Below are 24029 nucleotides of genomic sequence, written 5' to 3' on the forward strand. Positions count from 1 at the left end.
TTGCGGGGGAGGGTTGGGGAGAGGGTGTCTCCACGGAGGGACTCCCCAAGAGGAAAGAGCCTCACCCGCCGCGCTCTTCGAGCGCGCCGACCTCTCCCGCACGCGGGAGAGGTGCAGCGAGTTCGTGGCGGGTTCGGTGCATCCATCACGCGCCTCAATCGAACAAATTGGCGAGGCGCTGCTTCATCTGGTCGGCGATGTAGAGCGCGAGGGCCTGGATGGTGGAGGTCGGGTTGACGCCACCCGAGGTGACGAAGATGCTGCCGTCGACGATGAAGAGGTTCTTGACGTCGTGCGAGCGGCCCCATTCGTTGACGACGGAGCGTTCGGGGTCGGTGCCCATGCGCGCGGTGCCGAGCAGGTGCCAGCCGCCCCACGGAATTGGCGAATTGATGCAGATGTCGGTCGCACCCGCCGTTTCGAGAACCTCGCGGCCGCGGGCGAGCGCATGCTCCATCATCTTCCGGCTGTTCTCGCTGATCGTATAGTCGATCTTCGGCGCGGGAATGCCGTGACTGTCCTTCAGCACAGGATCGAGCGTGACGCGATTGTGCTCTTCGGGCAGGTCCTCGCAGATCGCGGAGAAACCCAGCCGATGGCCGTTGAGCTTGCGGAAGACGCGATGGTGATCGGCGCCCCAGGGCAGAATGCCCTTCTGCTCGCTGACGACAGCCTCGAACACCGGCCCTGCCCCGCGCACGAACTGCACGCCGTAGCCGCGCACGAAGCCGCGCGACAGGTCCGTGTCATACCACTGCTTGCTCCACAAGCAGGTCGGCGGCGCGCGGTTGGAATCAGTCGGCTCCTTCACATAGCCGTAGATCTGCGCATAGGGGTGGAACATCAGGTTCTTGCCGACGAGGCCGGACGAATTGGCAAGTCCGTTCGGGAAGCGTCCCGAGGCCGAGTTCAGCAGCAGTCGCGGCGTGCCGACACCGTTGCAGGCGATGATGACGACGTGCGCGGGCTGAAACTGCTCGACGCCGTCCTTATCGTAATAGACCACGCCCGAGGCCATGCCGTTCTCGTCGGTGGTGATCTCACGCACCCGGCAATGGGTGCGGAGCTCAACGCCGGAGCGGATCGCATGCGGCCAATAGGTGATGTCGGTGGAAGACTTTGCGCCTTGCGCGCAGGCCGGCGTGCAATGGCCGAGATTGATGCAGCGCGCCCGGCCCTCATAGTCCATGGTCGCGACCGTCGTGTCCGACGGCCACCAGTGCCAGCGGCGCTTGTTCATGGCCTTGCCGATAATGGCGCCTGACAATCCGAGCGGCTGCTGCGGCATCGGCGGATGCGTCAGCGGCGAAAGCGGATCGCCTGACAGGCCCGACGTACCCATCATCCGGTCGTTCTCCTCGAAGAACGGGGTCAGTGCGTCGTAGTCGATCGGCCAGTCGTCGGCGACGCCGTCGAGCGTCTTCACCTTGAAATCGGAGGGATGCAGCCGCGGCCAGTGCGCCGTGTACATCACCGTCGAGCCGCCGACCGCGTTGTAGTTGACGACCTTGATCGGCGAATTGTTGTCGTTGATCGGGTAGTCCTCGGGCCGGCCGCGAACGTTGGGGCTCGATGACCATTCGCCGTAGAACTTGGCCTCCCAGTCCCGCCCGGTGCTGGGATATTCCGCCGGGTTCATCCAGCCGCCCTGCTCCAGGCAAAGAATGTGCATCTTGGTCTCGGCCAGCGACCACGCCACCGCCGCGCCCGAAGCGCCGGCACCGATGATCAGGACGTCCACGGGGTCTTTCATTGCAATCTTGTCCTCCCCCCTCGCCGCTTCCGGGCGATTCGGCCTTTCGCTATCCGCAAGGCCCGCGAACGATAGGATCAGAGCAATGGCTGAGTAAAGCCGCGAGGCCGGAATGTCGCACTTCGCAAGGCGCAGACCATTGGTATCGCCACATCCGGATGCTAGGAACAGGCCGCACGAGCCATCGATAGCGAGATCGTATGTCCTTCCGAAATTTCTTTGCCCCCGCCCGCGCTTTTGCGCTCGTTTCATTTTTTGCCCTGTCCGGATTTCTGGCCTCGTCCGGGCCGGTCTCCGCGCTGACCGCCGCCGCGACGGTGCGCGACGGCAACTCCATCCAGCTCGGCGACGTCACCTACCGGCTCGACGGCGTCGACGCACCCGAGCTGGACCAGGTCTGCATTGACGATCATGCCGATTCCTGGACCTGCGGCATCGAGGCTCGTGACCAACTGACGAAGCTGATCGGCAAACGGACGGTGCGCTGCGACGACGTCGGACCGGAAAAGAGTTTTGGCAAGCGGCACCGCGCCATCTGCACGGCCGAGGGCGACAAGGCCAGCTTGAACGAGCAGCTGATCAGGCTCGGCTTTGCCCTCGCGCGCGAGCCGATCAAGGCCAACGTCAAGCCCGCGGCCACGGAAGCCAAGACGGCGGCTGTCGGGATCTGGAAAGGCTGCTTTGTTGCACCGCAAGATTTTCGTAGCGGCAAGAAGGACGGCGCGCTCCTCGGCACCGCGTGCCGCCCAGACCGCGACAAGGAAATCCGCGCCGTGCTGTTCCCGGAAGAGCTGACGATGCCGCCGAGTTGCAGCATCAAGGGCAAGCTCGCGGTGCGCGCACGCGTCACCGGCAATATCGGCATCTATCATTTGCGGGGCTGCCCGAGCTATCCGGCGACCACCAAGCCCGACCGCTGGTTCTGCTCGGAGGACGACGCGCAGGCCGCCGGCTTCCGCAGGGCCTATAATTGCCGTCGGCCGAAGTGAAAAATTCCCTCACACATCCGTGAGTGGTAGTCCGAGACCGTATTGATCCGGAATTGAACTCCATCGGGGGTTGCGTCATTTGTATTGGTACGCAAGCGCCTTGCGCGAGCGTTTCCTTGGCAGCGATCCGGCTTCGGCCCGATTGCCTTGCTCGGGCGTTTCCTCCCTAGACTTGGGCCGCTTGTCATCACAAGCGGCTCTTCTTTTTTGGATGGGGTCCTAACTCCGCATCTGCATGATCTGGTCCATCGGCGGCATGTTGGCGTTCAGATGCGCCATGATCCAGACCGTGCCGCCGACCACGAGGAAGACGATCAGAAGGCCGAAGGCAAGAGCCAGCACGTTGTTGGTGTTGTCGGGGCCGGTGGTGATGTGCAGGAAGAACACGAGATGCACGCCCATCTGCGCGATCGCGAGCACGATCAGCGCCACCGGGATGGACGGCTGCCAGACCAGATCCGTGCCGGCGATGAAGAACGACGTCGCCGTGAGCAGCAGCGCCAGGACAAGACCGACGACGTAACCGAGGATGCGGACGCCGACACTGTGTTGCTCTTCCTCGCCGGGCGCGAGGTCGTGTTTGACCAACTCATGCGTCTGATCGCTCATGGCGCACTCCCAAGCAGGTAGACCACGGAAAACACGGCGACCCAGATGATGTCGAGCGCGTGCCAGAACAGCGCAAAGCACATCATCCGCCGCAAGATGTCGGCACGAAAGCCCTTGGCGAACACCTGGGCTATCATGGTGAGCAGCCACAACACGCCGGCCGAGACGTGGAGGCCATGGCATCCGACCAGCGAGAAGAACGCGGTCAGGAACGCGCTGCGCGAGGGGCCATAGCCACGGGCGACGAGGTTGGCGAATTCGCGGAACTCGATGGTGAGGAATATGAGGCCGAGCACACAGGTCACGGCCATGCCGAGATAGAACCAGAACCGGTTGCGCACGTCGGCGGCAATGCTGGCCATGCCGCAGGTGAAGCTCGACAGCAACAGGCAGACCGTCTCGATCGCGACGTTCTTCTGCTCGAAGATCTCCGAGCCTTTGGGGCCGCCAGCGGTCTGGCCGGCCAGCACGGCATAGGCCGCAAAGAAGCAGGAGAACATCACGATGTCGGAGAGCAGGAAGATCCAGAAGCCGTAGGCGGTCACGATCCGCTTCGGCGCGGGTCCGGTATGCTCGATGACGACACCGATGTGATGGGGATCGGCATGGGCGTGGCCAGCGGTCGCGGTCATCGACATCAGACTGCCCCCGCCATGCTGATGAGCCTGCGCCGTTCCTCCAGATTGACGCGGTCGATGCGGGCAACCTGATCGGCCGGGATGACGTATTCGTCGTGATCGCGCCAGGCGAACACGACGAAGGTCGCAAAGGCACCTAAGCCGCCCAAAATCACCATCCACCAGATGTGCCAGATCAGCGCGAAGCCCATGATGGTGGCGAAGAACGCGCAGACGAAGCCGGTCGGCGAATTCCGGGGCATCTCGATGTCCTGATATTCCGGCTCTTCGTGTTCGAGCAGTTGCTGCTTGGCATGAGCCTTCATCTCCCAATAGGCGTCCTCGCCGCGCACATCGGGATTGAACGCGAAGTTGAACACCGGCGGCGGCGAAGAGGTCGCCCATTCCAGCGAGCGGCCGTCCCAGGGATCGCCGGTGCGGTCACGCAGGGCCTCGCGGTCGCGGATGCTGACGACGAGCTGCATGATCTGGCAGATCACGCCGATCGTCAGCACCGCCATGCCGACCGCAGCTACCAGCATCCAGGGCCGCCACGCCGCGACATCGTAGTGCTGCATGCGGCGCGTCATGCCGAGCATGCCGGCGACATAGAGCGGCATGAAGGTGATGAAGAAGCCGAGAAAGGTGAACCAGAACGCAGCCTTGCCCCAGCGTTCGTCGAGGCGGAAACCGAACGCCTTCGGAAACCAATATTCGAAGCCGGCGAAAGCGCCGAACAGCACGCCGCCGATGATGACGTTGTGGAAGTGCGCTACCAGGAACATGCTGTTGTGAAGCATGAAATCGGCTGGGGGTACCGCGAGCAGGACGCCCGTCAATCCGCCGACGATGAACGTCACCATGAAGCCGACCGCCCACAGCATCGGCGTAGCGAAGCGAATGCGGCCGCCATACATCGTGAACAGCCAGTTGTAGATCTTCACCCCCGTCGGCACCGCGATGATCATGCTGGCGATGCCGAAGATGGCGTTGACGTCGGGCCCTGCTCCCATCGTGAAGAAATGATGCAGCCACACCATGAAGGAGATGACGCAGATCGCCATGGTGGCGAGCACCATCGAGCGATAGCCGAACAGCGCCTTGCCGGAGAATGTCGAGACCACCTCGGAGAAGATGCCGAAGGCCGGCAGCACCAGGATGTAAACCTCGGGATGTCCCCAGGCCCAGATCAAGTTCATGAACATCATGACGTTGCCGCCGGCCTCGTTGGTGAAGAAGTGGAAGCCGAGGTAGCGGTCGAGCAGCAGCATCGCCAGCGTGGCGGTGAGGATCGGGAAGGCCGCGACGATCAGCAGGTTCGAGGCCAGCGTGGTCCAGCAGAACATCGGCATGCGCAGATAGTTCATGCCCCTGGTGCGCAGCTTCAGCACCGTGGTGACGAGATTGATGCCGGCGACCAGCGTGCCGACGCCGGAGATCTCCAGCGACCAGGCGTAGTAGTCGACGCCGACGCCGGGCGAGTAGGACAATTCCGACAGCGGTGGAAAGGCGAGCCAGCCGGTGCGCGCGAATTCCCCGACCACGAGCGAGATATTGACCAGCAGCGCGCCGGTCGCGGTCAGCCAGAAGCCGACGGAATTGAGCGTCGGGAAGGCGACGTCGCGCACGCCGAGCTGGAGCGGCACGATCAGGTTCATCAGCCCGATCACGAACGGCATCGCCACGAAGAAGATCATGATGGTGCCGTGCGCCGAAAAGATCTGGTTGTAGTGCTCGGGCGGCAGATAACCCTGCGACTGGTAGGCGACGGCCTGCTGGATTCGCATCATGATGGCGTCGCTGCCGCCGCGCAGCAGCATCACCGAGGCCAGCAGCACATACATGACGCCGATGCGCTTGTGGTCGACGCTGGTGATCCATTCGCTCCAGAGATAGGGCAGATGCCCCTTGATCACGACCCAGGCCAGCACGCCCAGGATTGCGACCAGCACCACCGCGCCCGCGACGAGCGGAATCGGCTGATCGAACGGAATGGCGGACCAGTCGAGCTTACCGAGCATCGTGGCCTCCACTGTGCGACCGGCCCGCTTCGGATGCGAGCTCCGGTCCAGGACCCGGCGGAATGTGCTGGGTCGCGATCAGGTCGAACAGACGCGGATCTTCGAGCCGATAGGTCGGCCGCCCCGTCTCGATGCCTTGCTGCATCAGCTTTGTATAGCTGTCCGCATTCAGCACGGCATCGGTCTTCGCCGTGGTCGCCACCCACTCCGGAAAGGCGAGCGGCGAGATCACGTTGACGTCGAACATCATGTCGGGGAAGCCGTCGCCGGAGAAATGCGCCGACAGGCCCTGCAGCTTGCCTTCGTTGTCGGCGCGCAGGTTCAGCTTCGTCACCATGCCGTTCATGGTGTAGATCATGCTGCCGAGCTGCGGGATGAAGAACGTGTTCATCACGCTCGACGACGTCAGCTGGAAATTCAGCTCGGCGCCGGCCGGCACCGTCAGCGTGTTGACGGTGGCGATGCGCTGATCCGGATAGATGAACAGCCATTTCCAGTCGAGCGAGACGGCCTGGATCCGCACCGGGCTGCCGGTGCCCGGCACGGGCGTCGCGGGATCGAGCTGGTGCGAGCCGATCCAGGCGACGCCGCCGAGCAGGATGACGGTAAGCGCAGGGATCGCCCACACCACCATCTCGACGCGGCCGGAATAGACGAAATCGGGCTGGAAGCGCGCTTTCGGATTGGACGCGCGAAACCAGAACGCGAAGCCGAGGATCGCGACGATGGTCGGCACCACGATCACGAGCATGATGAAGACGGAATCGACCAGGATGGTGCTGTTGGCCGCAGCCACAGGCCCTTGCGGATCGAACAGATTCATCGGCAAGCCACTGGCGGTTGGGAAGCCCCGGGACAGAGCCTAGCGCGGGAAAGGCTCCGCAACAAACGCGATTGCCTGAAAACGGTTCCTGAACCGCGAGGGGTCAGCCATGCGCGATGGACCGGGCGCAACATGCAATTCCATGTGATCTCAATGACATGAACGCAGAGGCGCGCCCTTCTCTCCGATCGGGGCGATTGCTAATCTGCACGAAAATACTGAATGAACAGACCGAGCCCGGGAGTGAACCGAGATGCGCTTGAAGGACAAGGTTGCGATCGTCGTCGGCGCCGGCCAGAGCCCCGGCGAGGGCATGGGCAATGGCCGCGCCACCGCGCTCACCTTCGCGCGCGAGGGTGCCAAGGTCTTGTGCGTCGATCACCAGCTGGAGTCGGCGCAGGAAACGGTCGCGATGATCACGGCGAAGCAGGGCACGGCGGCAGCGTTCAAGGCCGACGTGACCAAGGCCGCCGACATCAAGGCGATGGTCATGGACGCGCAATCGCGCTGGGGCCGGATCGACGTGCTGCACAACAATGTCGGCGTCAGTCTCTCCGGCGGCGATGCCGAATTGCTGCAGCTGACCGAAGAGGCATTCGACCGCGTCGTCGCCATCAACCTGAAGAGCTGCATTCTCGCCGCGAAAGAGGTGATCCCGATCATGCGCGCGCAGAGAGGCGGCGCCATCATCAACATCTCCTCGATGGCCGCGATCACGACCTATCCTTATGTCGCCTACAAGGCGACGAAGTCGGCGATGATCGCCTTCACCGAACAGCTCGCCTACCAGAACGCCGAATACGGCATCCGCGCCAACGTCATCCTACCCGGCCTGATGAACACGCCGATGGCGGTCGATATCCGCGCCCGCGAATGGCACAAGACCCGCGCCGAAGTCGAAGCCGAACGCGACAGCAAGGTGCCGCTGCGCAGGAAGATGGGGACGGGTTGGGATGTCGCCAATGCCGCGCTGTTCCTGGCATCGGACGAAGCGAACTTCATCACCGGCGTGACGCTGCCCGTGGATGGCGGCGCGAGCGTGCGGCGGGGGTAGGTGCCACAGGGACGCTGCACTTACCCTGCCCCTCCAGGGGAGGGTAAGGTCAGTGCGTCACCCGCCAGATCGTGCCATTGCCGTCCTCCGACACCAGCAGCGATCCATCCTTCGCCACGGCCACTCCCACCGGCCTGCCCCACACCTCGGTGTCGCTCACGACAAACCCCGTGACGAAATCCTCGTACTCCCCGGTCGGCTTTCCGTCCTTCATCTTGATGCGGATCACCTTGTAGCCGGTACGCTTTGATCTGTTCCAGGAGCCATGCTGGGCGGCGAAGGCGTCGCCCTGGTACTCGGGCGGAAACTGCGTGCCCTGGTAGAAGGTCATGCCGAGCGAGGCCGAATGCGGCTGGATCAGCACATCCGGCACCGTCACCTTGTCCTTGAGGTCCGGCCGCGCGCCGGCGTGACGCGGGTCTTCGTTGCCGCCGATATAGAACCAGGGCCAGCCGTAGAAGCCGCCCTCCTTCACGCTGGTCACATAATCCGGCGCGAGATCGTCGCCGAGGCCGTCGCGTTCGTTGGTCGAGCACCAGGGCAGACCGGTCAGCGGCTGGATCGCGAGGCCGACGCAGTTGCGGAGGCCGGTGGCGTAGATCTTCCGGTCCTTGCCGTCAGGATTGAAGGCCAGCACGGCGGCGCGCTCGGTCTCGCTGGCCCAGGCCGCACCAAGCGGTTGCGCTTTTGACCACGCCTCCATCCCGCCCGGCGGCGTGCCCATGCCCTCTGCGACGTTGCTGAGCGAGCCGACCGACACCAGCATGCGCTTGTTGTCAGGCGTGAACACGATGTCGCGGGTGGAATGGCCGCCATCATGCGGCAGGCTCGCCACGATCGTTTCCGCCTTGCCGCGTGCCTTGAGATCGCCGGCCTGGTAGGGAAAGCGAACGACGCTGTCGGTATTGGCGACATAGACCCATTGCGGGTTGTCGCCGTTCGGAAAAAAGGCGATGCCGAACGGCTGCCTCAGTCCGCTGGCAAACACCTCGTTGGTCGCGACCTTGTCGCCATCGCCAGCGCGCAGCACGCGGATGTTGCCGGCCCGCGTCTCCGCGACGAAGACATCGCCATTCGGCGCGACCCGCACGACGCGTGGCGTGCGCAAGCCTTCGGCGAACAGCTCGATCTTGAATCCGGCCGGCACCTGGAGCGCAGCCTCCGGCGGACGCGGCACCACACGCGACGAGCTCGCGACCGACCGCGTCGCGCCGGGCCTGATCAGATCCTGTGGCCGGATCAACCTGACCGTGCCAGGCTTGTCGGCCCGCCAGTCGCCATAGGCGTCCTTACCTTGCAGCACCGGCTCACCTCGTGCGCCGGTCGCAGCCGCGACCAGCAATCCCGTGGACATCGCAACGGACCTTATCCTGTTCTTCACGTCTCCCTCCCGGCCTGCGCGTCTCAAACGTCAATATGCGACAACCCGCAGACGTTCTGCAGCAGGTCATGTGCCTGCCGAATCCCACGTCAGCTCATGCCCGAACGATGGGCATCAGTCGCGGCCCATCGTACTGGAAAATTCGGCTGATCGGTGCGACACATTGGCGGGGTGCGACCGGCGGTTGTTCAAAGCTGCGGCATTGGTGTCGCGACTGATGGGGTGATCATGTGGGGATCCGTCATATCGGAATGGGCGAGCCTGCTGCTGCGCTGGCTGCACGTGGTTGCCGCGATCGCCTGGATCGGCAGTTCCTTCTATTTCATTGCTCTCGATCTCAGCCTCAGGCCCAAGAGCGACCTACCGAGCGACCTACCGGGCGACCTGCCTGATGGCGTGCAGGGCGAGGCCTGGCAGGTCCATGGCGGCGGCTTCTACCGGATCATGAAATATCTGGTCGCGCCCAACCAGATGCCGGACGAGTTGACCTGGTTCAAATGGGAGGCCTACACCACCTGGCTGTCCGGCTTCGCATTGATGGTGGTGGTGTATTATCTCGAGGCCGATTTGTTCCTGGTCGACAAGTCCATCCTCGACCTCACGCCATTCCAGGCCGGCCTGTTCAGCTTCTTTAGCCTCGCTCTGGCATGGCTGCTTTATGAGGCCGCGTGCCGCTCTGGGCTTGCGCAGCGCGAGCTGCCCTTCGCTATCGGCGGCTATCTGTTCCTGGTCGCGCTGACCTACGCCTTCACCCATGTGCTGAGCGGTCGTGGCGCCTTCAATCAGATCGGGGCGATCATCGGCACCATCATGGTCGCCAACGTCTTTGCGCTGATCATCCCGAACCAGAAGAAGATCGTGGCCAGCCTGATCGCGGGACAGGCGCCCGACCCGAAGCTCGGCAAGGCTAGCAAGGAACGCTCGGTCCACAACAACTATCTGACGCTGCCGGTGATCGTTCTGATGATCAGCAACCACTATCCCCTGCTCTATGCCACGCGCTTCAACTGGATCATCGTGGCGATCATCCTGGCCCTCGGTCCCGTGATCCGCCACTTCTTCAACGCGCGGCATGCCGGGCGCAAATCGCCGTGGTGGGTGTGGGGCGTGGCGGCAATCGGCGTGATCGCGATCCTCTTCCTCTCCGCCGCCGGACCGCGCGACGTCAAGACCAGCGCCCTGCCGGCACAGCCGACGCTCGCCAATGTCGAGGAGATCGTGATGTCCCGCTGCAGCATGTGCCACGCGGCCGAGCCGGTCTGGGCCGGCATTGTCACCGCGCCGAAAGGCATATTGCTCGACGCGCCCGAGCACATCCATCGCAACATCCGCCTGATCTGCCGTGTCGCGGCTTGGTCCAATGCGATGCCGCCGGGCAACATCACCGAGATGACCAGCGAGGAGCGCGCCATCCTCGCCACCTATATCGAGCAGGCTCGCTAATGCCGTCGCGCGTCGACAGAGCATTTCGCGGAATGAAATTTCGCATCTCCCACCGAATTGAAAATGACTCGACCGCCTATCCGGCGTAGACAGGAGCCGTGGCCGCTGCCGCGGCCAAAGTCAGTTGCATGCGCGGGAAAGAACAGTGGCTCTCAAGAACGTCATCGGCATCGACCACGCCGTGGTCATGGTGAAGGACCTCGACCAGGCCGCCGAGAACTATCGGCAACTCGGCTTCACCGTCTCTCCGCGCGGCACCCACAGCGTCCATATGGGCACCGGCAACTACACCATCATGTTCGACTCCGACTATATGGAGCTGCTCGGCGTGCTGGCTGCGACCGAGCTCAATGCCCCGGCGCGCGCCTTCCTCGACAAGCACGGCGAAGGCATCGAGCGCATCGCCTTCACCGCAGTCGATTCCGCCGCCGGCGCCGAGGAGATCCGCGCACGCGGCCTGACGCCGATCGGCCCGACCGATTTCGAACGGCCGGTGACGCTGCCTGATGGCACGGTCTCGGCGGCAAAGTTCCGCACCTTCATGTGGCCGACCGCGGAAGCGCCCGGCGGCGTGCGCATCTTCGCTTGCCAGCACAAGACGCGCGAGACCGTGTGGATTCCCGAATTGATGAAACATGCCAATGCGGCCAGGCGGATCAAGCAGACACTGATCGCAACGCCCGAGCCCGCGAAGGAGGCCGCGCATCTCGGCCGGCTGATCGACCGCGAGCCGAAAACGGATACCGACGGCGCGGTCACCGTGCCCTCCGGCGGCGACCGTGCCGACTTCGTCTATCTGACGCTGGACCAGCTCGGCAAACGCTATCCCGGCGTGCCGCTCGCTGGCCTCTCCGAGCGCGGCGGCGCGGCGCTGGTGTTCATCAGTGGCGATCTCGCGGCAACCGAGAAGGCGCTGGGATCAGTCGCTGTGCGCAGCGGCGCTGCGATCTGCGTGCCGCCGGCCAAGGCCAACGGCACCCTGCTCGCCTTCATTGCCGGCTGATTTGAACTAATTCTTTAACAAGCGTTTACCCGGCAGCCCTAGGATTTTCGGGCTGTTCACGCCTTCAGGGTCCAAGCGCATGTTCAAAGAGGGATCGCCGATCGCCTATGACGCGCCGGCCGAGCTTAAGAAGTGGCCGTCGCTGAAGGGACAGAGGCAGAAGCACCGAGGCCCGCCCTATCTCGTCTACAATGGCACGCTCGCCGACTGTGTCCGCGAGCTGATGGGCAAGCCGATCAAAGGTATTTCGCTCTACGACATCATGACGAAGCCGCAACCGGCCTTCGACCAGACCGTGCTGTCGCCCGGCGATGCCGCCGAGATCGCGATGCGCAAGGATTTTCCCAAAGACTAGAGCATGATCCGGAAAAGTGTGTAGCGGTTTTCCGAAAAGATCATGCTCAAATAATAACCTAAAGCGCGATGACGATTCGTCCTGATCTCATCGCGCTTTAGTTCGAGGCGCGGCTGCCGGCCGTCTTGCCCTGCTGCTTCGAGGAGGTATCTGTCGGCGCATCGAGGAAGACGACGGGTGTGCCGCGCTTCACGTTCTCGCCGAGCACACGCGCGTCCCAATTGGTGAGCCTGATGCAGCCGTGAGACGCGGATTTGCTGACCCTGTCGGGCTCCGCCGTTCCATGAATGCCGTAGCCCTGCGCCGACAGTCCGATCCAGTACGAACCCACCGGATTGTTCGGCCCCGGCTTGATGTCGAACGGCCTTTTGGATTTGACACTCTTGAACTTGTACTCGGGATTGTAGTGATAGGTCGGCTGCTCGTGGGTGCCGGTCACCTTCAGCGTCCCCATCGGCGTCGGACGATCCGGACTGCCGATCGTCGCCGGGTAGAACGCGATGAGACGACCGGAGCTGTCGAACGCCTTCAACGTCGCGCGCGTCTTGTCGATCTCGACCCGCGCAATGCGCGGAAGCTCCCGTCGCGGCGGAACGTTGGCCACGACGATCGTCTCGCCGGATTTGTCGAAAGCCTTCCTTGGATTGAGCACCTTCAACAGCTCTTCGCTCATATGGAATTTTTCCGCGAGCCCTTCGAGCGGACTGGTGTAGCTCAGCGCCTGCAGTGACTTCATCTCGTCGAGCTTGGCTGGCAGCCTCTTGAGGAACGGCCCCTTCACGTCTGCGTCGGTGATCTTGTAGTCGACGACGACAGGACCTTCGCTCGCTGCGTTCAGCTTATCCCACAGTTCCGGGGCAATCGTCTTGTCGAAGGCGATCCCGTTCTGCTCGGCGAACGCCCGCAGCGCCTTCTGTGCGTTCTCGCCGAACTTGCCGTCGATCTGGCCGGGCGAGAATTGCGCACGATCGAGCAGGACTTGAAGCTTCATCACCGAAGCGTTGACCTTGTCGGTCGCCGGCTGCCTTTCGGAACGCGCAGCATCATTCACCGCCGTTGCGTCGAGATTGCCCGCGAATGCCGGACAGAAGAACCAGAGCGATATCACCGCGCCAAGCATCCATCGCATCATGATCGCTCGTCCCAGTTCGGCAAAGTGATCCGCAAAACCGCGGAGAGTTTCTCCTTGGGAACACCGTAGTAACACCGAGGAACCCATGAGACCGCAGCTTTGCCGCAATCGCGCGGTTAAGAACTCCTTATCGCCGGCGCATCGCTGGCCGTTCACCCCACAGTTCGAGGTTGCCCCAGCAAATGCGATTTGTCGTCGCGGCTTGCGCCGCGTTCATGATCTTGATGTGCGACCTCGATCTGTCGGCGTCCCGACAAACATCAACATTCGACACCACTACTCTTCACAACAATCATGCCTCGCCACTTGTTCCGGTGGTCGAACTCTTCCTCGCCAGCGTGCAGGCCATCGAGCTCGCCAATGCACGCGCGGCCTTTGAGGAGAAAAGCGAGCCGCCGCGCGCAGCAGAGACCGTCGCCGAGGGGCCGGTTTCACCGACAGACCGGTTCTGCCACGCGCTTCGCGAAGCCGCCGAAGCCAGCGGCATTCCGGTGCCGTTCTTCGCGCGCCTGATCTGGCAGGAGAGCCGCTTCAAGTCCAACGAGGTCAGCCACGCCGGCGCGCAGGGCGTTGCGCAGTTCATGCCGGAAACGGCCGCCGAGGTCGGGCTCGACGATCCCTTCGATCCCATGAAGGCGCTGCCGGCATCGGCAAAATTCCTGCGCAAGCTTCGCGACGATTTCGGCAATCTCGGCCTCGCCGCCGCGGCCTACAACGCCGGTCCCGGCCGCATCCAGAAATGGCTGGCCAAGGAGAGCGAGCTGCCGCGCGAGACGCGCGACTATGTCCGCATCATCACCGGCACTAAGGCCGAGGACTGGACCGAACGCGCGGGAGCGCTTGCGATCCGGATCGACTTGCCGCGCGAAGCCCCATGCGAAGGCATCGGCAGCCTCTCGAAAGCCAAGGATGTTGCCTGGGTTCCGGTCAACCTGACGCCTTCGGTCACGACCATCATCCGCAAGGCAGAACAGCTCGCCGCGCGACTGACGGCGAGCCGCGCCCGCAAGCGGTTCGCAACCTTGCTCCGGAAGAACACTTCGGCTCGCGGCAAAGCGCGCAGCATGATTGCAGCACGCGCGGCCGGAAAGAGCGCGAAGGCCCGGGCCGTTCGCTTTGCATCACGCGAACGGCCTTCCGGCTAGTTTTGGAGCCGCCCGAGCGCTAAAAAGCTCCGTTCCACTTTTCCCGACAGCGGGGATGGACCCTGTGTCAGCACGGATCCTGCGATGCCACTGAAGAGTGCCGGGATCATCGCCTATCGGAAGCGCCGCAGGCTCGAGGTTCTCCTCGTTCATCCCGGAGGGCCGTTCTGGCGCAACAAGGATCTCGGCGCATGGTCGATCCCGAAGGGCGAGTATGCGGACGAAGAAGATGCGGAAATCGCCGCGCGGCGGGAGTTCGCCGAAGAGCTTGGGCTTGAGCTGTCCGTGCCGCTGATCGCGCTTGGAGAGGCCAAGCAGCGCGGGGGCAAGCGCGTCACCGCGTTCGCAGCCGAACTAGATCTCGACGTGCGCAGCATTCGCAGCAACACGTTCGAGATCGAATGGCCGCCCCGCAGCGGCAAACGGCAGTCCTTTCCGGAGGTCGACCGTGCCGAATGGTTCACGCTGGAAGAGGCGCAGGAGAGGATCAATGCAGGGCAACGCCCGCTGCTTGATCGGCTAGAGCGACTGGCCAGCGGCGAATAGGCGCGTCGCGATGACGGCCATTTCGAGCAAAGCAGGCTTTCCTCACTCCGCCTTGATGTTCGCGGCGGCCACGACCTCGGCAAGCTCCTTCGTCTCCTTGGCGATCTTCGCGGCGTACTCAGTCGGGCTGAGCACGCTGACCACGCCCTGCGAGCCGAGCTTCGCCTCAACTGTCGGATCCTTGGCAGCAGTGACGATCTCCCGGTGCAGCGTTTCCAGGATCGGCGCGGGCGTGGTCTTCGGCATGAAGAAGCCGACCCAGAACGACATGTCGAAGCCGGGATAACCGGCTTCCGCGACGGTCGGCACATCGGGCAGCGCCGGCAACCGCTCGGCTGACGACACCGCGAGCGCGCGCAGCTTACCGGCCTTGACCAGCGGCACGGCGGAGAGCGGATCGAACACCGCCAGCACCTCCTGCGCGAGCAGGCCGACCTCGGACGCCGAACCGCCGCGATAGGGCACGTGGATCATCTTGATGCCGGCCCTCTGGCTGAGCAGCTCCATGGCGAGATGGGCGAGGTTGCCGTTGCCGCCCGAGCCGTAGGCGAGCACGCCGGGTGCGGCCTTCGCGGCGGCGACGAGGTCGGCAACAGTCTTGATGCCGGCGGTCTTGGGATTCTCCGGATTGACCACGAGCACCAGCGGCGCCGAGACCACGGTCGTGAGCGGCGCGAAGTCCTTCTCCGGATCGTAGCGGATATCTTTGAACAGCGTCTTGTTGAGCGTGATGGTGGACGAGTTGCAGGCGAGGATGGTGTAGCCGTCCGCGTCCGCACGCGCGACGCCTTCGGCGGCGATCATGCCATTGGCGCCGGCGCGGTTCTCGACCACGAAGGGCTGCCCGAGCTTGTTGCTTAAGCGATCGCCGATGATGCGCGCGACGACGTCGACCGGGCCGCCGGCGCTGAAGCCGACCATGATCTTGGCCGGTCGCGCCGGATATTTCTGCGCGAGCGCCTGTGTCGTGACGCACAATCCGGCGACAATCGCCAACAGCGAAGCGTTCGTTGCATTCGTTCCCTCCCCAGACCTCATCGCGCCGCTGTGCATGCTTGTTGGTGCGGGCGCATTCCAAGGTCATGATGAGCGGCGGCGCTGGAATTCGCAATCGCGTTTGCGCGCCGGCATTCCGCCGCGCGGCACGAGAGCGCAGCTCCGCAACAAAAAAATGCGAAAACAACCCCATGCACAGTAGCCGGCCGTTGTCGAAACAAGGACTTGGGCAGGACAAGCGGATTTCTGGTATTACGAAATAAAATTGACACGTCGGGCAAAACACCGGCATAATGGCATGATCGCAACGGCCGTGAGCGCCAAGGCCATTTCAGCCCTGCGCGGCTCGAGCTAGTTGCACGTAAGCCCTTCATCGACATCTGAAAATCGCAATCACCGCGCGGCACGCGCGCGACCGGCTTCGCGCCGCAAGCGCTCGCGCCAACGCCAGCAAAGGACCTTAGGACATGACGCCATTTCCCCATCGCACCAGCATGTCACCGATCGCGGCAACGGATCGCAGCAGACCCACGCCCCGGATCAAGCTCACCCGACGGCGCCTGGAGATCCAACATCCCGACGCGCAAACTGGCGAACGGCTGCTGGCCGAGGCGCTCGGCGCAGTCGATCGCGACGCGCTGCACGGCATCCTCAAGCAATTGCTCAAGGCGAGCGTGATCGAGCAGAAGCCCAATGAGGCCAACCTCGCCTTCATGATCTCGATGATGAAGAGCATCGCACCCAGGGATTCGGTCGAGGCCATGCTGGTGGCGCAGATGGTGTCCGTCCACGTCGCGGCGATGCGCTCCGCCTGCCGCCTCGCCTTCACCGACCATCTTCAGCAGCAGGAAGGCATCACCCGCGCATTGACCCGGCTCGCCCGCACTTTTGCAGCTCAGATCGAGGCGCTCAGCCGCCACCGCAGCAGCGGCGAGCGCGCCATCACGGTGCAGAATGTGTCGGTGCAGGACGGCGGCAGCGCGATCGTGGGCAACGTCACGCAACACGCGAGCGTGATCGTTGCGGAGGCGAGCGCGACGGATACGGCTGCCAAGGCAGAAACGGTCCCGGCGGAGAACGGCGCCAGCGCATGAGCCGCGATCACGTCCGTAACACAGATGCCATGCAGTCGAGCCCGCGCTGCGGCGCCGGGACGCGCAGCGGTACCGTCTGCCGCGCGCCGGCGATGCACGGCAAGGCCCGCTGCCGCATGCACGGCGGCGCGTGGGGATCGGGCGCGCCGAGGGGAAATCAGAATGCGCGGAAGCATGGCGCGTTCGCGCAAGACGGACTCGCGGAGCAGCGGGCGATCCGGGAGTTGCTGGGCGAGACAAGGAGGCTGCTGGCTGAGCTGAAGTCAGGCTAGCCCGCGGAGGCAGGGCAATCGCATATGGAAGCGGATTCCCTGCGGCCCATCCTTCGAGACGCCCGCTTTGGCGGGCTCCTCAGGATGAGGGCGGAGTATGCGGCAGCAGTGTCAACGGGTCCGATGCCAATTAGCCTCATCCTGAGGAGACCGCTGGAAGCGGTCGTCTCGAAGGACGAGGCGCTTGCTCAGACCGCACCAACAGATCATATGCGATTGCCCCGCCCCACGGAGGTGTAGCGGTTACGGAAATTCGCCAGCTCAATGATCCATTGACGGTCGATATATTCCCATACGGTCCGTTTATGAGCCATTGTATCGCGGCGTCGGAACTTCCCGCGGTGGCATCGCTTTGAATTCGACAAATGGAAGAATTCGCCATGACCTCCGAAACGGAACTGAAATTCCGCATTGCGCCGCGAAAATTGCCGTCGGTGCTGCGGAAGGGCGGTTTGAGCGGGCGGCGCGGCGACCAGTGCGAGCAATCCCTCGTGTCGACCTACTACGATACGACCAAGCATAAGCTCCGGCGCCATGGCGTGACGTTGCGGGTCCGCAAGATCGAGGGCCGCTACGTGCAGACCGTGAAAGCCGGCGGCGCGGGCAGCGTGACGCGGGGCGAATGGGAGGACGAGGTTTCCGGTGCAAATCCCGACCTGAACAAGACGAGGCATACGCCGCTCCAAGACCTTGCGACCCGAAACCTTCCTCGCAAGCTGAGGCCGGTGTTCCAGACCGACATTCATCGCATGGCGCAGGCCCGGCGCGTCCGGAAGAGCCAGATCGAACTTGCGGTCGATCGTGGCAGCATCAGCGCCGGCCGCCGGTCACGGCCCGTTGCCGAGCTGGAGCTGGAACTGAAGTCCGGACATGTCGCGGACCTGTTCCGCCTCGCCCGCGATCTCGAGCGCAGAACCGGTGCAGAGCTCGATCTGCGCTCGAAGGCCGAGCGAGGTTATCTGCTCATCGCGGGCGGTGGCGGCGGCGCGCAACGCGCCGAGCCGATCGCGCTGAAGGCTGGGCTGTCGCCGCGCGAGGCCTTCCGGATCATCGCGCATTCGACGCTGCGTCACGTCACGGCGAATGCCGATCCGGTGCGTGACATGGACGCCGAAGGGATCCATCAGATGCGCGTCGGCCTGCGGCGCCTGCGTGCGGCCATCTCGCTGTTCGCCGATATCTTGCCGCGCGCGAGCACTGCGCGGATCAAGGCCGAGCTGAAATGGCTCACGGGCGAACTGGCGCCTGCGCGTGAAATCGACGTGTTCCTGAACGAGAGCATCCAGCCGATCACCGAGCAGGACGTGCCGCGACGCGGCGCCCGCGCGATCCGCAAAAGGTTCTCCGGGCAACGACAGGCGGCATTCGAGCGCGCACGCGAGGCGGTCATGTCGGCGCGTTACCGCCGCCTGTTGATCGACGCGATCGAGTGGATCGAAGGCGGACGGCCTTACGCCGATGACGACCGCGCGATCGCCGCCTACGCCGCGGAGATGCTCGATCGGCGCATCCGGAAGGCGCGCAAGCAGGGCAATCGCCTGAACGATCTCGATCCGATGCAGCGTCACAAGCTGCGGATCAACATCAAGAAGATTCGCTACGCCGTGGATTTCTTCGAGAACCTCTACAGCGATGGCGACCAGAACGAGCTCGCAGCCCTGTCCGATCGGTTGAAGCAGATTCAATCCGCGCTGGGATCGCTGAACGACTTCATGGCGCATCGCGAGCTGGCGACGGAGGCTGCATTGACGGCGCCGCCTGCGCACCGCCGCGCCCAGGCCTTCGTAGCGGGCATCATCGTCGGTGCGGAACGCAAGGCCGCAGACGGCCTGATGAAGGACGCAGCAAAGGAGCTGCATCGGTTGCGCCGGCTGCGCGCGGCGCCGAATGGACGAGCGTAGGCGAACCGACATGGGATCCGATATGGCTTGGGTCGGCAATTGGCAAAATCAATTCGGCTCCATCTTGCGCATCACTGACGATGCGAACGGCCGCATCGCGGGGAATTTCGAGACCGCGCTCGAAGACAGCGGCTTTTACGGACAAGCGGTGCCGGTCACCGGGTTTCACAAGGGCAATTGCATCGCCTTTGTCGCGGTGGGCTCGTCTGCGACGGGCGACCGGGCCGTCTCCTATACCGGACTGCTGCGTCACGGAAGGATGGAGACCGCCTGGTTCGTGATCGCAGACCAAGCGCTGAGCGCGTCCATGGAGGGCGAGCCGGCGAAGCTGAAACCGGTGAATTGGTGGCGCGCCGTGACAACGAATGTCGATACGTTCGAACGGAGCTAGGGAGCGTACTCATAAATCGTGTCCGCTTCGCTCTGCTTACGACGCAGCGGACCTTTCTGGTGAATTCCAACCGCGTTGCGCGAAAACTCCCGCCTACTGTCCGTCCACGGAGAAGGCGAGCAGCACGTTGCCGGGCGCGGTACCATAATTGGTGTAGCCCGAGTTGACGTAGAGGATGCCCCCGGCGATCACCGGTCCCGGCCCATCGAGCGAGCCGCCATGCGCCGACACGCCGTTTACGGTCGCATAGTCCCGCATGGTGTCGACGTCCCAGATGATCTCGCCGCTCTTGGCGGCATAGGCCCGCAGGTGGCCGTCCAGTCCGCCGGAGAACACCACACCAGGAATGGCGGTTACCGCAGCCGACTGCGCGGGGCTGCATCCCGGCCGATCACCGCAGCCCGGATGTGCCGCGTGCCAGACGATCTCGCCCGTCGCCTGGTTCATCGCATACAGCCCGCCGCCCTGACTTGGATCGAGCTTCATGGGTATCCCGAAGACCGATTTCTGCGCGCCAGCGGCGGTCGGCGGCACGGCCTTCATGCCGACATCCGACACCGCGACATAGACGTTCGCATCATCCGCAGCCGAGCCCCATTGCACGCCGCCGAGCGTGCTGCCGAGTCCCACCCGGCGCTGCCAGATGATGGCACCATCGCGGTCCGGATCGAGCGCGTACACCATGCCGGATTTCTGGCCGGCAATGAGCGCACGACGTCCGTCAGGTAGATCGACCAGCATCGGAGAGGAGCCGAAATCGAAATCGGGACCCTTGGTGCCGGGGCAGTTAGCGCGATACTGGCTGCTGCACGCGATGTTGTAGGCATCACCCTCGGTCAGCTGCCGCGACCAGGCAAGCCGTCCGGTGCCCAGATCGAAGGCCACAAATGCGTCGGAGGTCGTGGAAGCCGGGTCCAGATAACTGTCGCCCGTCGTCGCATAGATCCGACTTGTCTTGAGGTCGATGGTCGGCGACGACCAGATCGCGCCGCCAGAGGGTCCGAAGAGTTGGACACCGATCTCGTTGAGGCGGATTGGCTGGGCCGGCGGGCTGACATAGCCGCGCCACAGCACCTCGCCGGTCCTGGCGTCGAGCGCGGCGATCAGACCGCGGAAGGTGCAGCAAGAATAGCGTGGATCGATCGCCAATACCTCTTCGACGGAGGAGACTGGCACATAAAGGACATTATTGGCCAATGTCGGCGCGCCCGTGATCACGGCCCCCGCATGCGCATCGAAACGTCGCCTCCACAGCAGCTTTCCGCTCTCGGCATCGAGCGCATAAGTCTCACCGCGTTGATCGCCGAAATAGGCGGTCGTGCCCCGCTCATCCTCGCCGATGGTGATCGCGGTGCGTACGCCGAAGCCGGCGTCGAACACCCAGCGCTGGCAGCCAAGTCTGGCATCCAACGCATAGACCTTGCCCCCCGCACTGCCCACGAAGACCCGGCCGCCCCAAACCATCGGCTGCGCGTAGGCTCTGGTATCGCCGGGAAAGCCGAACGCCCATTTGAGCTTCAGGCGCGGAACATCGTCCGGCGAAAGCTGGGCCATGGCAGCGGATTGAAACCGGTGTTGAGCGATGTCGACGCCCCAGCCGTTCCAGCGCGGCAACGAAGCGTCTGCTAGCGCGGGGCCCCGCTCACCGCACGTGGAATCCGGCAGTGGCTGCTGCTGCTCCGGCGCTGTCCCGACGAGATAGCGAACGATGGCCTGAATTTCGCGTTGGCTCAGGTCACGCCCCTGCTGGCTCATCATGCCGAACATCAAGGCAAAGCTCATGCGCTCAGGTCTGAATTGCCGGAGCGCGTTGGCGTCAGGCGCGCGTGCCACGCCACCCTCGTGGCACGATGCGCAGCGCGTGCGGTAGAGCACCTCGCCACGCGAGTTTAGCGCCTCCTCCGCATGATCCGGAGGCACGCCAGTGAGCAATATGCCCACTCCAAGCAGGAGGCGTGCGGAGAGCGTGCATCCAGAGCGGCGCCTGGCCGTACTCGTCATTCTCGCCTCCCTCGCATAACTGAAGCGTGCTTCGGCAACAGAAGATCAGCGCGCGCGGTCGTCAACGCGTACCACGAATAAACAACCAAAGCGAGCTTGAGGGATCCAGGATTACCGGAGGCGGTCATCTCCCGATACGGTCCTGTCACGGGCCGCCCGCGCCGCGGCTTATCCGCTTGCCGCGGCGTCTGCCTCGTAGGCGCTTCGGGAAGTACCCGAAACGGCAGTTCTCGGGCGCAAACGGGACGTTGGCAGGAAGGTGAGGGTCCGCGGAGAGTTAATTTCGGCGGATTGGATTCATTGGGACCTTAGGCGGATTGATGTCCGCGCTAGCGCGGCGTGATCTCATTGACGGCAGCAATCTGCAGCCCAGCCTCGTTCAGCGCTTCAGTGATCTGCTTGGCCAGCAGCTTGGCTTCTTCAGTTCCGATTTGGGCGTCAGGATGTCCCTTGAAGAACGCGCAAACCGTCGTGGCGATGATGGTATTCACCTGGTGCGGATCATCCATTTTCTGCACGCGAAATTGCGAATGACTTCACCGGATCGCCAGTGCGTCAGCCTGCAGGACCGAGATGGTCATCGCAAGCCAAAGAACGAAAGAATGGCCGCGATCACAACGACTAGCCCTATGAGGTAAATCAGGCCGTTCATCGCAATTCTCCTTTTCGACTTGATGACTTGAATTTATTCGAGGGTCGTGGGCGTATCCTTGGCATTACACCGCTGAACGGTCAGCTTCTCGATCTCCACTTCCTTCTCTATGGCCGTTAGAGAGTTGCCGATCTTGTCGACGATCCTGACCAGATCGGTATTGGAGATGCGAAGCCGCCTGCGTACGGACTTGACCTGCACTGCGTTCGCAAGATCGAGCCTTGTGCGGATGGGCCGTGGCGGTCTTGAGGACAGCATGAGTAGATCTCCTGACCGAAGTAAGAGCGACGACGTCTTTTTTGTTCCTATCGTCCGCCGACCGAAGGCCCCGAACGGAGATGGCGAGGCGGCTGGCAGCCGTCGCGGGCACCGCGGAGCCAGCTACGACAGGTTGAGATGGCCGCCCTTATCCGCGCGGCGTAGCGCCATGGCCCGCTACCGCGCCGCGAACGGTTTCGAGGGTGGCGCGTTGCAACGCGGCTCGCCTCTCGGCAATGGCATTGCTCAAGAGGTCGAGCACCAGCCCAAATGCCGCCAGCTCCTCCCCCTCGATAGCGCCGTCATCGTAGCACTCCAGCGTTTCAGCGATGATGGCGTCGGCCTCACGCTGCAGGGCCAGAAGTTCCTGATTGGATTCCACGGTCCGCGCGCTGGACACCATGGCCAGGATTCTCTTGCGATGGCTGGTGTTGTCCTCCCTTTCGTCGCGGTTCAAATAGCGACGCAACCAGGCGCCGGCCGAGCCGATTCCGGAGAGAAGCAGGAGCCCGAACCAGAAGTAATCGCCATAACGGTCGAGGAAGGTGCGTTCATTGCCGTCAATGACGGCCGCCGCTCCCCGATGTACCTGCAGCTCGGTGTCCTTCTCGAGGTCCGGCTTGGTGATGTGTGCAGCGCCGGGGGCCAGCCGCGCAATCGTCTGGCGAACGGCAAAGAGCTGCCGGAAAAAGGCGGCGACCGTCGTTTCGGACAAGGTCTTTCTCGCCACGATGAGATGGCTGACGCTGACCGTCTCAACTTTGTCATCCGGCCAAGCTGGATCCGCATTGAAGACGCTGGGCGGAATCTCCTCGGATTCATAGCGGGGATGCTTCAGGGCGATCGCTTCCGATGTCTCGATGGCGAGAAACTTCGGCGCGCCGCGTGCCCGCGCCGTTGCGACAACGGCCTCCGATGTAATCTTGCTGTCGAGCGGCCCGACCGCCATGAATGCATCGAGGGTGCGATCGCGCGCCAGCTCCTGGATCTGTTCAGTGCCAAAGTGCGTCACCGCGACCTTGTCCGCCTGCACTCCGGCGGCGCTCAGGATGACGCGCAGCAACGCGGCGTTCGCCGGGGTCCGCCCGATCACACCGACACGGCGCCCTGCGAGATCGGCGACCTCCTTGATTTTCGGCGGGTTCTTTCTTTTCGAGCCCTTGCCGGCAAGTCCAGACGGCGCCCACAGCACAACGAAGTTCTTGCGCAAGACAGCGACGGTCTGCGCCGCGGCGGGCATTTCCAGATCGCCGCGGCCGACGGCAAGGTCCGCCTTGCCAGCCCCAAGCAGGGCGAGAGACTCCACCGCCCCTTCGGTTTTGATCGGAGCCAGCCTGATTGTTCGGCTTTCGCTGCCGAAGGCATCGGCCATCGCCTGAATGACTTTGTAGTCGTCGCTGCCCGGCGGTCCAACGGCGATCCGGAGAATGTCCGGCCGCAACGCATAATAGAGTGCACCCGCTGCGGCGCCGAAAACAAGAAATCCAACGGCGAGGACCAACAGTAAGGAATTGCTCCTTCTCCGCTCTCGGCGGGCCGCGTCACTGGTCGTCTGACTTGGGCTCTCGGACGAGGACATTGCCGCTGCCGCCG

The 24029-nt window shown here is 63.6% G+C and carries 24 protein-coding genes; 12 read left to right on the top strand and 12 right to left on the bottom strand.

All coding sequences use genetic code 11. The features are described from left to right. Positions 1-154 precede the first annotated feature (154 nt). Positions 155-1753: a GMC family oxidoreductase gene (locus CWO91_RS22715; protein ID WP_130216436.1), complete on the bottom strand. Its 1599-nt coding sequence runs from the start codon at positions 1751-1753 to the stop codon at positions 155-157. Positions 1754-1953: 200 nt separating this feature from the next. On the opposite strand from CWO91_RS22715, the gene CWO91_RS22720 reads away from it, so the two are divergent. Then, complete coding sequence (locus CWO91_RS22720; protein WP_130216438.1) at positions 1954-2742, top strand: thermonuclease family protein; 789 nt, start codon at positions 1954-1956, stop codon at positions 2740-2742. 219 nt (positions 2743-2961) lie between these two features. Here CWO91_RS22720 and cyoD read toward each other — a convergent pair whose 3' ends face one another. Genes cyoD through CWO91_RS22740 form a run of 4 tightly spaced genes read right to left on the bottom strand, consistent with a single transcriptional unit; the run spans position 2962 to position 6812 of the window. Beyond that, positions 2962-3351, bottom strand: coding sequence for a cytochrome o ubiquinol oxidase subunit IV (gene cyoD, locus CWO91_RS22725; RefSeq protein WP_128944014.1), 390 nt, complete (start codon positions 3349-3351; stop codon positions 2962-2964). Continuing rightward, positions 3348-3989, bottom strand: a complete 642-nt coding sequence (locus CWO91_RS22730; RefSeq protein WP_130216440.1) for a cytochrome (ubi)quinol oxidase subunit III — start codon at positions 3987-3989, stop codon at positions 3348-3350. The genes cyoD and CWO91_RS22730 overlap by 4 nt, the downstream gene beginning before the upstream one ends. After that, positions 3989-5989, bottom strand: coding sequence for a cytochrome o ubiquinol oxidase subunit I (cyoB, locus tag CWO91_RS22735; RefSeq protein WP_130216442.1), 2001 nt, complete (start codon positions 5987-5989; stop codon positions 3989-3991). The genes CWO91_RS22730 and cyoB overlap by 1 nt, the downstream gene beginning before the upstream one ends. Continuing rightward, complete coding sequence (locus CWO91_RS22740; protein WP_130216444.1) at positions 5979-6812, bottom strand: cytochrome ubiquinol oxidase subunit II; 834 nt, start codon at positions 6810-6812, stop codon at positions 5979-5981. The genes cyoB and CWO91_RS22740 overlap by 11 nt, the downstream gene beginning before the upstream one ends. Positions 6813-7065: 253 nt before the next feature. Here CWO91_RS22740 and CWO91_RS22745 point away from each other — a divergent pair, with 253 nt between their 5' ends. Beyond that, positions 7066-7866 carry an SDR family NAD(P)-dependent oxidoreductase gene (locus tag CWO91_RS22745; RefSeq protein ID WP_130216446.1) on the top strand — a complete coding sequence of 267 codons (801 nt, stop codon included), beginning with the start codon at positions 7066-7068 and terminating at the stop codon, positions 7864-7866. Between the two features lie 49 nt (positions 7867-7915). On the opposite strand, the gene CWO91_RS22750 is transcribed toward CWO91_RS22745, so the two are convergent. Next, positions 7916-9247, bottom strand: a complete 1332-nt coding sequence (locus CWO91_RS22750) for a PQQ-dependent sugar dehydrogenase (RefSeq protein WP_130216448.1) — start codon at positions 9245-9247, stop codon at positions 7916-7918. A gap of 228 nt (positions 9248-9475) precedes the next feature. Between CWO91_RS22750 and CWO91_RS22755 the strand changes: the two genes are divergently transcribed. The 3 genes from CWO91_RS22755 to CWO91_RS22765 all read left to right on the top strand — a co-directional run bounded on the left by CWO91_RS22755 (position 9476) and on the right by CWO91_RS22765 (position 12048). Further along, entirely contained in the window at positions 9476-10690 is a 1215-nt protein-coding gene (locus CWO91_RS22755) for a urate hydroxylase PuuD (protein WP_130216450.1), read from the top strand. A 145-nt stretch (positions 10691-10835) separates the two neighbouring features. Continuing rightward, positions 10836-11693 (top strand): VOC family protein, encoded by an 858-nt coding sequence (locus CWO91_RS22760; protein ID WP_130216452.1) that lies wholly within the window; start codon positions 10836-10838, stop codon positions 11691-11693. Positions 11694-11772: 79 nt separating this feature from the next. Then, positions 11773-12048: a hypothetical protein gene (locus CWO91_RS22765; RefSeq protein ID WP_130216454.1), complete on the top strand. Its 276-nt coding sequence runs from the start codon at positions 11773-11775 to the stop codon at positions 12046-12048. A gap of 97 nt (positions 12049-12145) precedes the next feature. On the opposite strand, the gene CWO91_RS22770 is transcribed toward CWO91_RS22765, so the two are convergent. Further along, entirely contained in the window at positions 12146-13180 is a 1035-nt protein-coding gene (locus tag CWO91_RS22770; protein ID WP_130216456.1) for a L,D-transpeptidase family protein, read from the bottom strand. A gap of 182 nt (positions 13181-13362) precedes the next feature. On the opposite strand from CWO91_RS22770, the gene CWO91_RS22775 reads away from it, so the two are divergent. Further along, complete coding sequence (locus CWO91_RS22775) at positions 13363-14325, top strand: transglycosylase SLT domain-containing protein (RefSeq protein ID WP_130216458.1); 963 nt, start codon at positions 13363-13365, stop codon at positions 14323-14325. 84 nt (positions 14326-14409) lie between these two features. Then, positions 14410-14871: an NUDIX domain-containing protein gene (locus CWO91_RS22780; protein ID WP_130216460.1), complete on the top strand. Its 462-nt coding sequence runs from the start codon at positions 14410-14412 to the stop codon at positions 14869-14871. Between the two features lie 42 nt (positions 14872-14913). Here CWO91_RS22780 and CWO91_RS22785 read toward each other — a convergent pair whose 3' ends face one another. Beyond that, positions 14914-15792, bottom strand: coding sequence for a Bug family tripartite tricarboxylate transporter substrate binding protein (locus CWO91_RS22785; protein WP_245471334.1), 879 nt, complete (start codon positions 15790-15792; stop codon positions 14914-14916). Between CWO91_RS22785 and CWO91_RS43145 the strand changes: the two genes are divergently transcribed. From CWO91_RS43145 to CWO91_RS22805, 5 genes are all read left to right on the top strand, one after another. Then, a complete protein-coding gene (locus CWO91_RS43145; protein WP_165405642.1) occupies positions 15791-16069 on the top strand; it encodes a hypothetical protein in 279 nt (92 codons plus the stop codon). The genes CWO91_RS22785 and CWO91_RS43145 overlap by 2 nt on opposite strands. A gap of 265 nt (positions 16070-16334) precedes the next feature. Then, the gene (locus tag CWO91_RS22790; protein ID WP_130216462.1) at positions 16335-16961 is read left to right on the top strand and encodes a hypothetical protein; all 627 of its coding nucleotides are present in this window, start codon (positions 16335-16337) and stop codon (positions 16959-16961) included. Continuing rightward, positions 16958-17233 carry an HGGxSTG domain-containing protein gene (locus CWO91_RS22795; protein WP_130216464.1) on the top strand — a complete coding sequence of 92 codons (276 nt, stop codon included), beginning with the start codon at positions 16958-16960 and terminating at the stop codon, positions 17231-17233. Before CWO91_RS22790 ends, CWO91_RS22795 begins: the two co-directional genes overlap by 4 nt. A gap of 380 nt (positions 17234-17613) precedes the next feature. Continuing rightward, positions 17614-19134 (top strand): CYTH and CHAD domain-containing protein, encoded by a 1521-nt coding sequence (locus tag CWO91_RS22800; RefSeq protein ID WP_130216466.1) that lies wholly within the window; start codon positions 17614-17616, stop codon positions 19132-19134. 10 nt (positions 19135-19144) lie between these two features. Then, on the top strand, positions 19145-19525 hold the full coding sequence (locus CWO91_RS22805; RefSeq protein ID WP_245471335.1) for an avidin/streptavidin family protein: 381 nt from the start codon (positions 19145-19147) through the stop codon (positions 19523-19525). A 93-nt stretch (positions 19526-19618) separates the two neighbouring features. Here the strand turns inward: CWO91_RS22805 and CWO91_RS22810 are convergent, their stop codons facing one another. The 4 genes from CWO91_RS22810 to CWO91_RS22825 all read right to left on the bottom strand — a co-directional run bounded on the left by CWO91_RS22810 (position 19619) and on the right by CWO91_RS22825 (position 24015). Beyond that, positions 19619-21526 (bottom strand): PQQ-binding-like beta-propeller repeat protein, encoded by a 1908-nt coding sequence (locus tag CWO91_RS22810; RefSeq protein ID WP_130216468.1) that lies wholly within the window; start codon positions 21524-21526, stop codon positions 19619-19621. Between the two features lie 329 nt (positions 21527-21855). Then, positions 21856-22035 carry a hypothetical protein gene (locus CWO91_RS22815; protein WP_130216470.1) on the bottom strand — a complete coding sequence of 60 codons (180 nt, stop codon included), beginning with the start codon at positions 22033-22035 and terminating at the stop codon, positions 21856-21858. A gap of 176 nt (positions 22036-22211) precedes the next feature. After that, a complete protein-coding gene (locus CWO91_RS22820; RefSeq protein WP_130216472.1) occupies positions 22212-22436 on the bottom strand; it encodes a DUF3606 domain-containing protein in 225 nt (74 codons plus the stop codon). A 148-nt stretch (positions 22437-22584) separates the two neighbouring features. After that, positions 22585-24015 (bottom strand): TAXI family TRAP transporter solute-binding subunit, encoded by a 1431-nt coding sequence (locus CWO91_RS22825; RefSeq protein ID WP_130216474.1) that lies wholly within the window; start codon positions 24013-24015, stop codon positions 22585-22587. Positions 24016-24029: the final 14 nt, after the last annotated feature.

The sequence above is a fragment of the Bradyrhizobium genosp. SA-3 genome (assembly GCF_004212635.1).
GTDB lineage: Bacteria > Pseudomonadota > Alphaproteobacteria > Rhizobiales > Xanthobacteraceae > Bradyrhizobium.

Coding starts and splice junctions, on each gene's coding strand:
- cyoD (WP_128944014.1), bottom strand. CDS start 3,351: ATGAGCGATCAGACGCATGAGTTGGTCAAACACGACCTCGCGCCCGGC.
- cyoB (WP_130216442.1), bottom strand. CDS start 5,989: ATGCTCGGTAAGCTCGACTGGTCCGCCATTCCGTTCGATCAGCCGATT.
- CWO91_RS22765 (WP_130216454.1), top strand. CDS start 11,773: ATGTTCAAAGAGGGATCGCCGATCGCCTATGACGCGCCGGCCGAGCTT.
- CWO91_RS22805 (WP_245471335.1), top strand. CDS start 19,145: ATGGGATCCGATATGGCTTGGGTCGGCAATTGGCAAAATCAATTCGGC.
- CWO91_RS22795 (WP_130216464.1), top strand. CDS start 16,958: ATGAGCCGCGATCACGTCCGTAACACAGATGCCATGCAGTCGAGCCCG.
- CWO91_RS22825 (WP_130216474.1), bottom strand. CDS start 24,015: ATGTCCTCGTCCGAGAGCCCAAGTCAGACGACCAGTGACGCGGCCCGC.
- CWO91_RS22790 (WP_130216462.1), top strand. CDS start 16,335: ATGACGCCATTTCCCCATCGCACCAGCATGTCACCGATCGCGGCAACG.
- CWO91_RS22800 (WP_130216466.1), top strand. CDS start 17,614: ATGACCTCCGAAACGGAACTGAAATTCCGCATTGCGCCGCGAAAATTG.
- CWO91_RS22740 (WP_130216444.1), bottom strand. CDS start 6,812: ATGAATCTGTTCGATCCGCAAGGGCCTGTGGCTGCGGCCAACAGCACC.
- CWO91_RS22810 (WP_130216468.1), bottom strand. CDS start 21,526: ATGACGAGTACGGCCAGGCGCCGCTCTGGATGCACGCTCTCCGCACGC.
- CWO91_RS22730 (WP_130216440.1), bottom strand. CDS start 3,989: ATGTCGATGACCGCGACCGCTGGCCACGCCCATGCCGATCCCCATCAC.
- CWO91_RS22785 (WP_245471334.1), bottom strand. CDS start 15,792: ATGGTCGGCTTCAGCGCCGGCGGCCCGGTCGACGTCGTCGCGCGCATC.
- CWO91_RS22780 (WP_130216460.1), top strand. CDS start 14,410: ATGCCACTGAAGAGTGCCGGGATCATCGCCTATCGGAAGCGCCGCAGG.
- CWO91_RS22720 (WP_130216438.1), top strand. CDS start 1,954: ATGTCCTTCCGAAATTTCTTTGCCCCCGCCCGCGCTTTTGCGCTCGTT.
- CWO91_RS43145 (WP_165405642.1), top strand. CDS start 15,791: ATGATCTTGGCCGGTCGCGCCGGATATTTCTGCGCGAGCGCCTGTGTC.
- CWO91_RS22775 (WP_130216458.1), top strand. CDS start 13,363: ATGCGATTTGTCGTCGCGGCTTGCGCCGCGTTCATGATCTTGATGTGC.
- CWO91_RS22770 (WP_130216456.1), bottom strand. CDS start 13,180: ATGATGCGATGGATGCTTGGCGCGGTGATATCGCTCTGGTTCTTCTGT.
- CWO91_RS22820 (WP_130216472.1), bottom strand. CDS start 22,436: ATGCTGTCCTCAAGACCGCCACGGCCCATCCGCACAAGGCTCGATCTT.
- CWO91_RS22715 (WP_130216436.1), bottom strand. CDS start 1,753: ATGAAAGACCCCGTGGACGTCCTGATCATCGGTGCCGGCGCTTCGGGC.
- CWO91_RS22815 (WP_130216470.1), bottom strand. CDS start 22,035: ATGGATGATCCGCACCAGGTGAATACCATCATCGCCACGACGGTTTGC.
- CWO91_RS22745 (WP_130216446.1), top strand. CDS start 7,066: ATGCGCTTGAAGGACAAGGTTGCGATCGTCGTCGGCGCCGGCCAGAGC.
- CWO91_RS22755 (WP_130216450.1), top strand. CDS start 9,476: ATGTGGGGATCCGTCATATCGGAATGGGCGAGCCTGCTGCTGCGCTGG.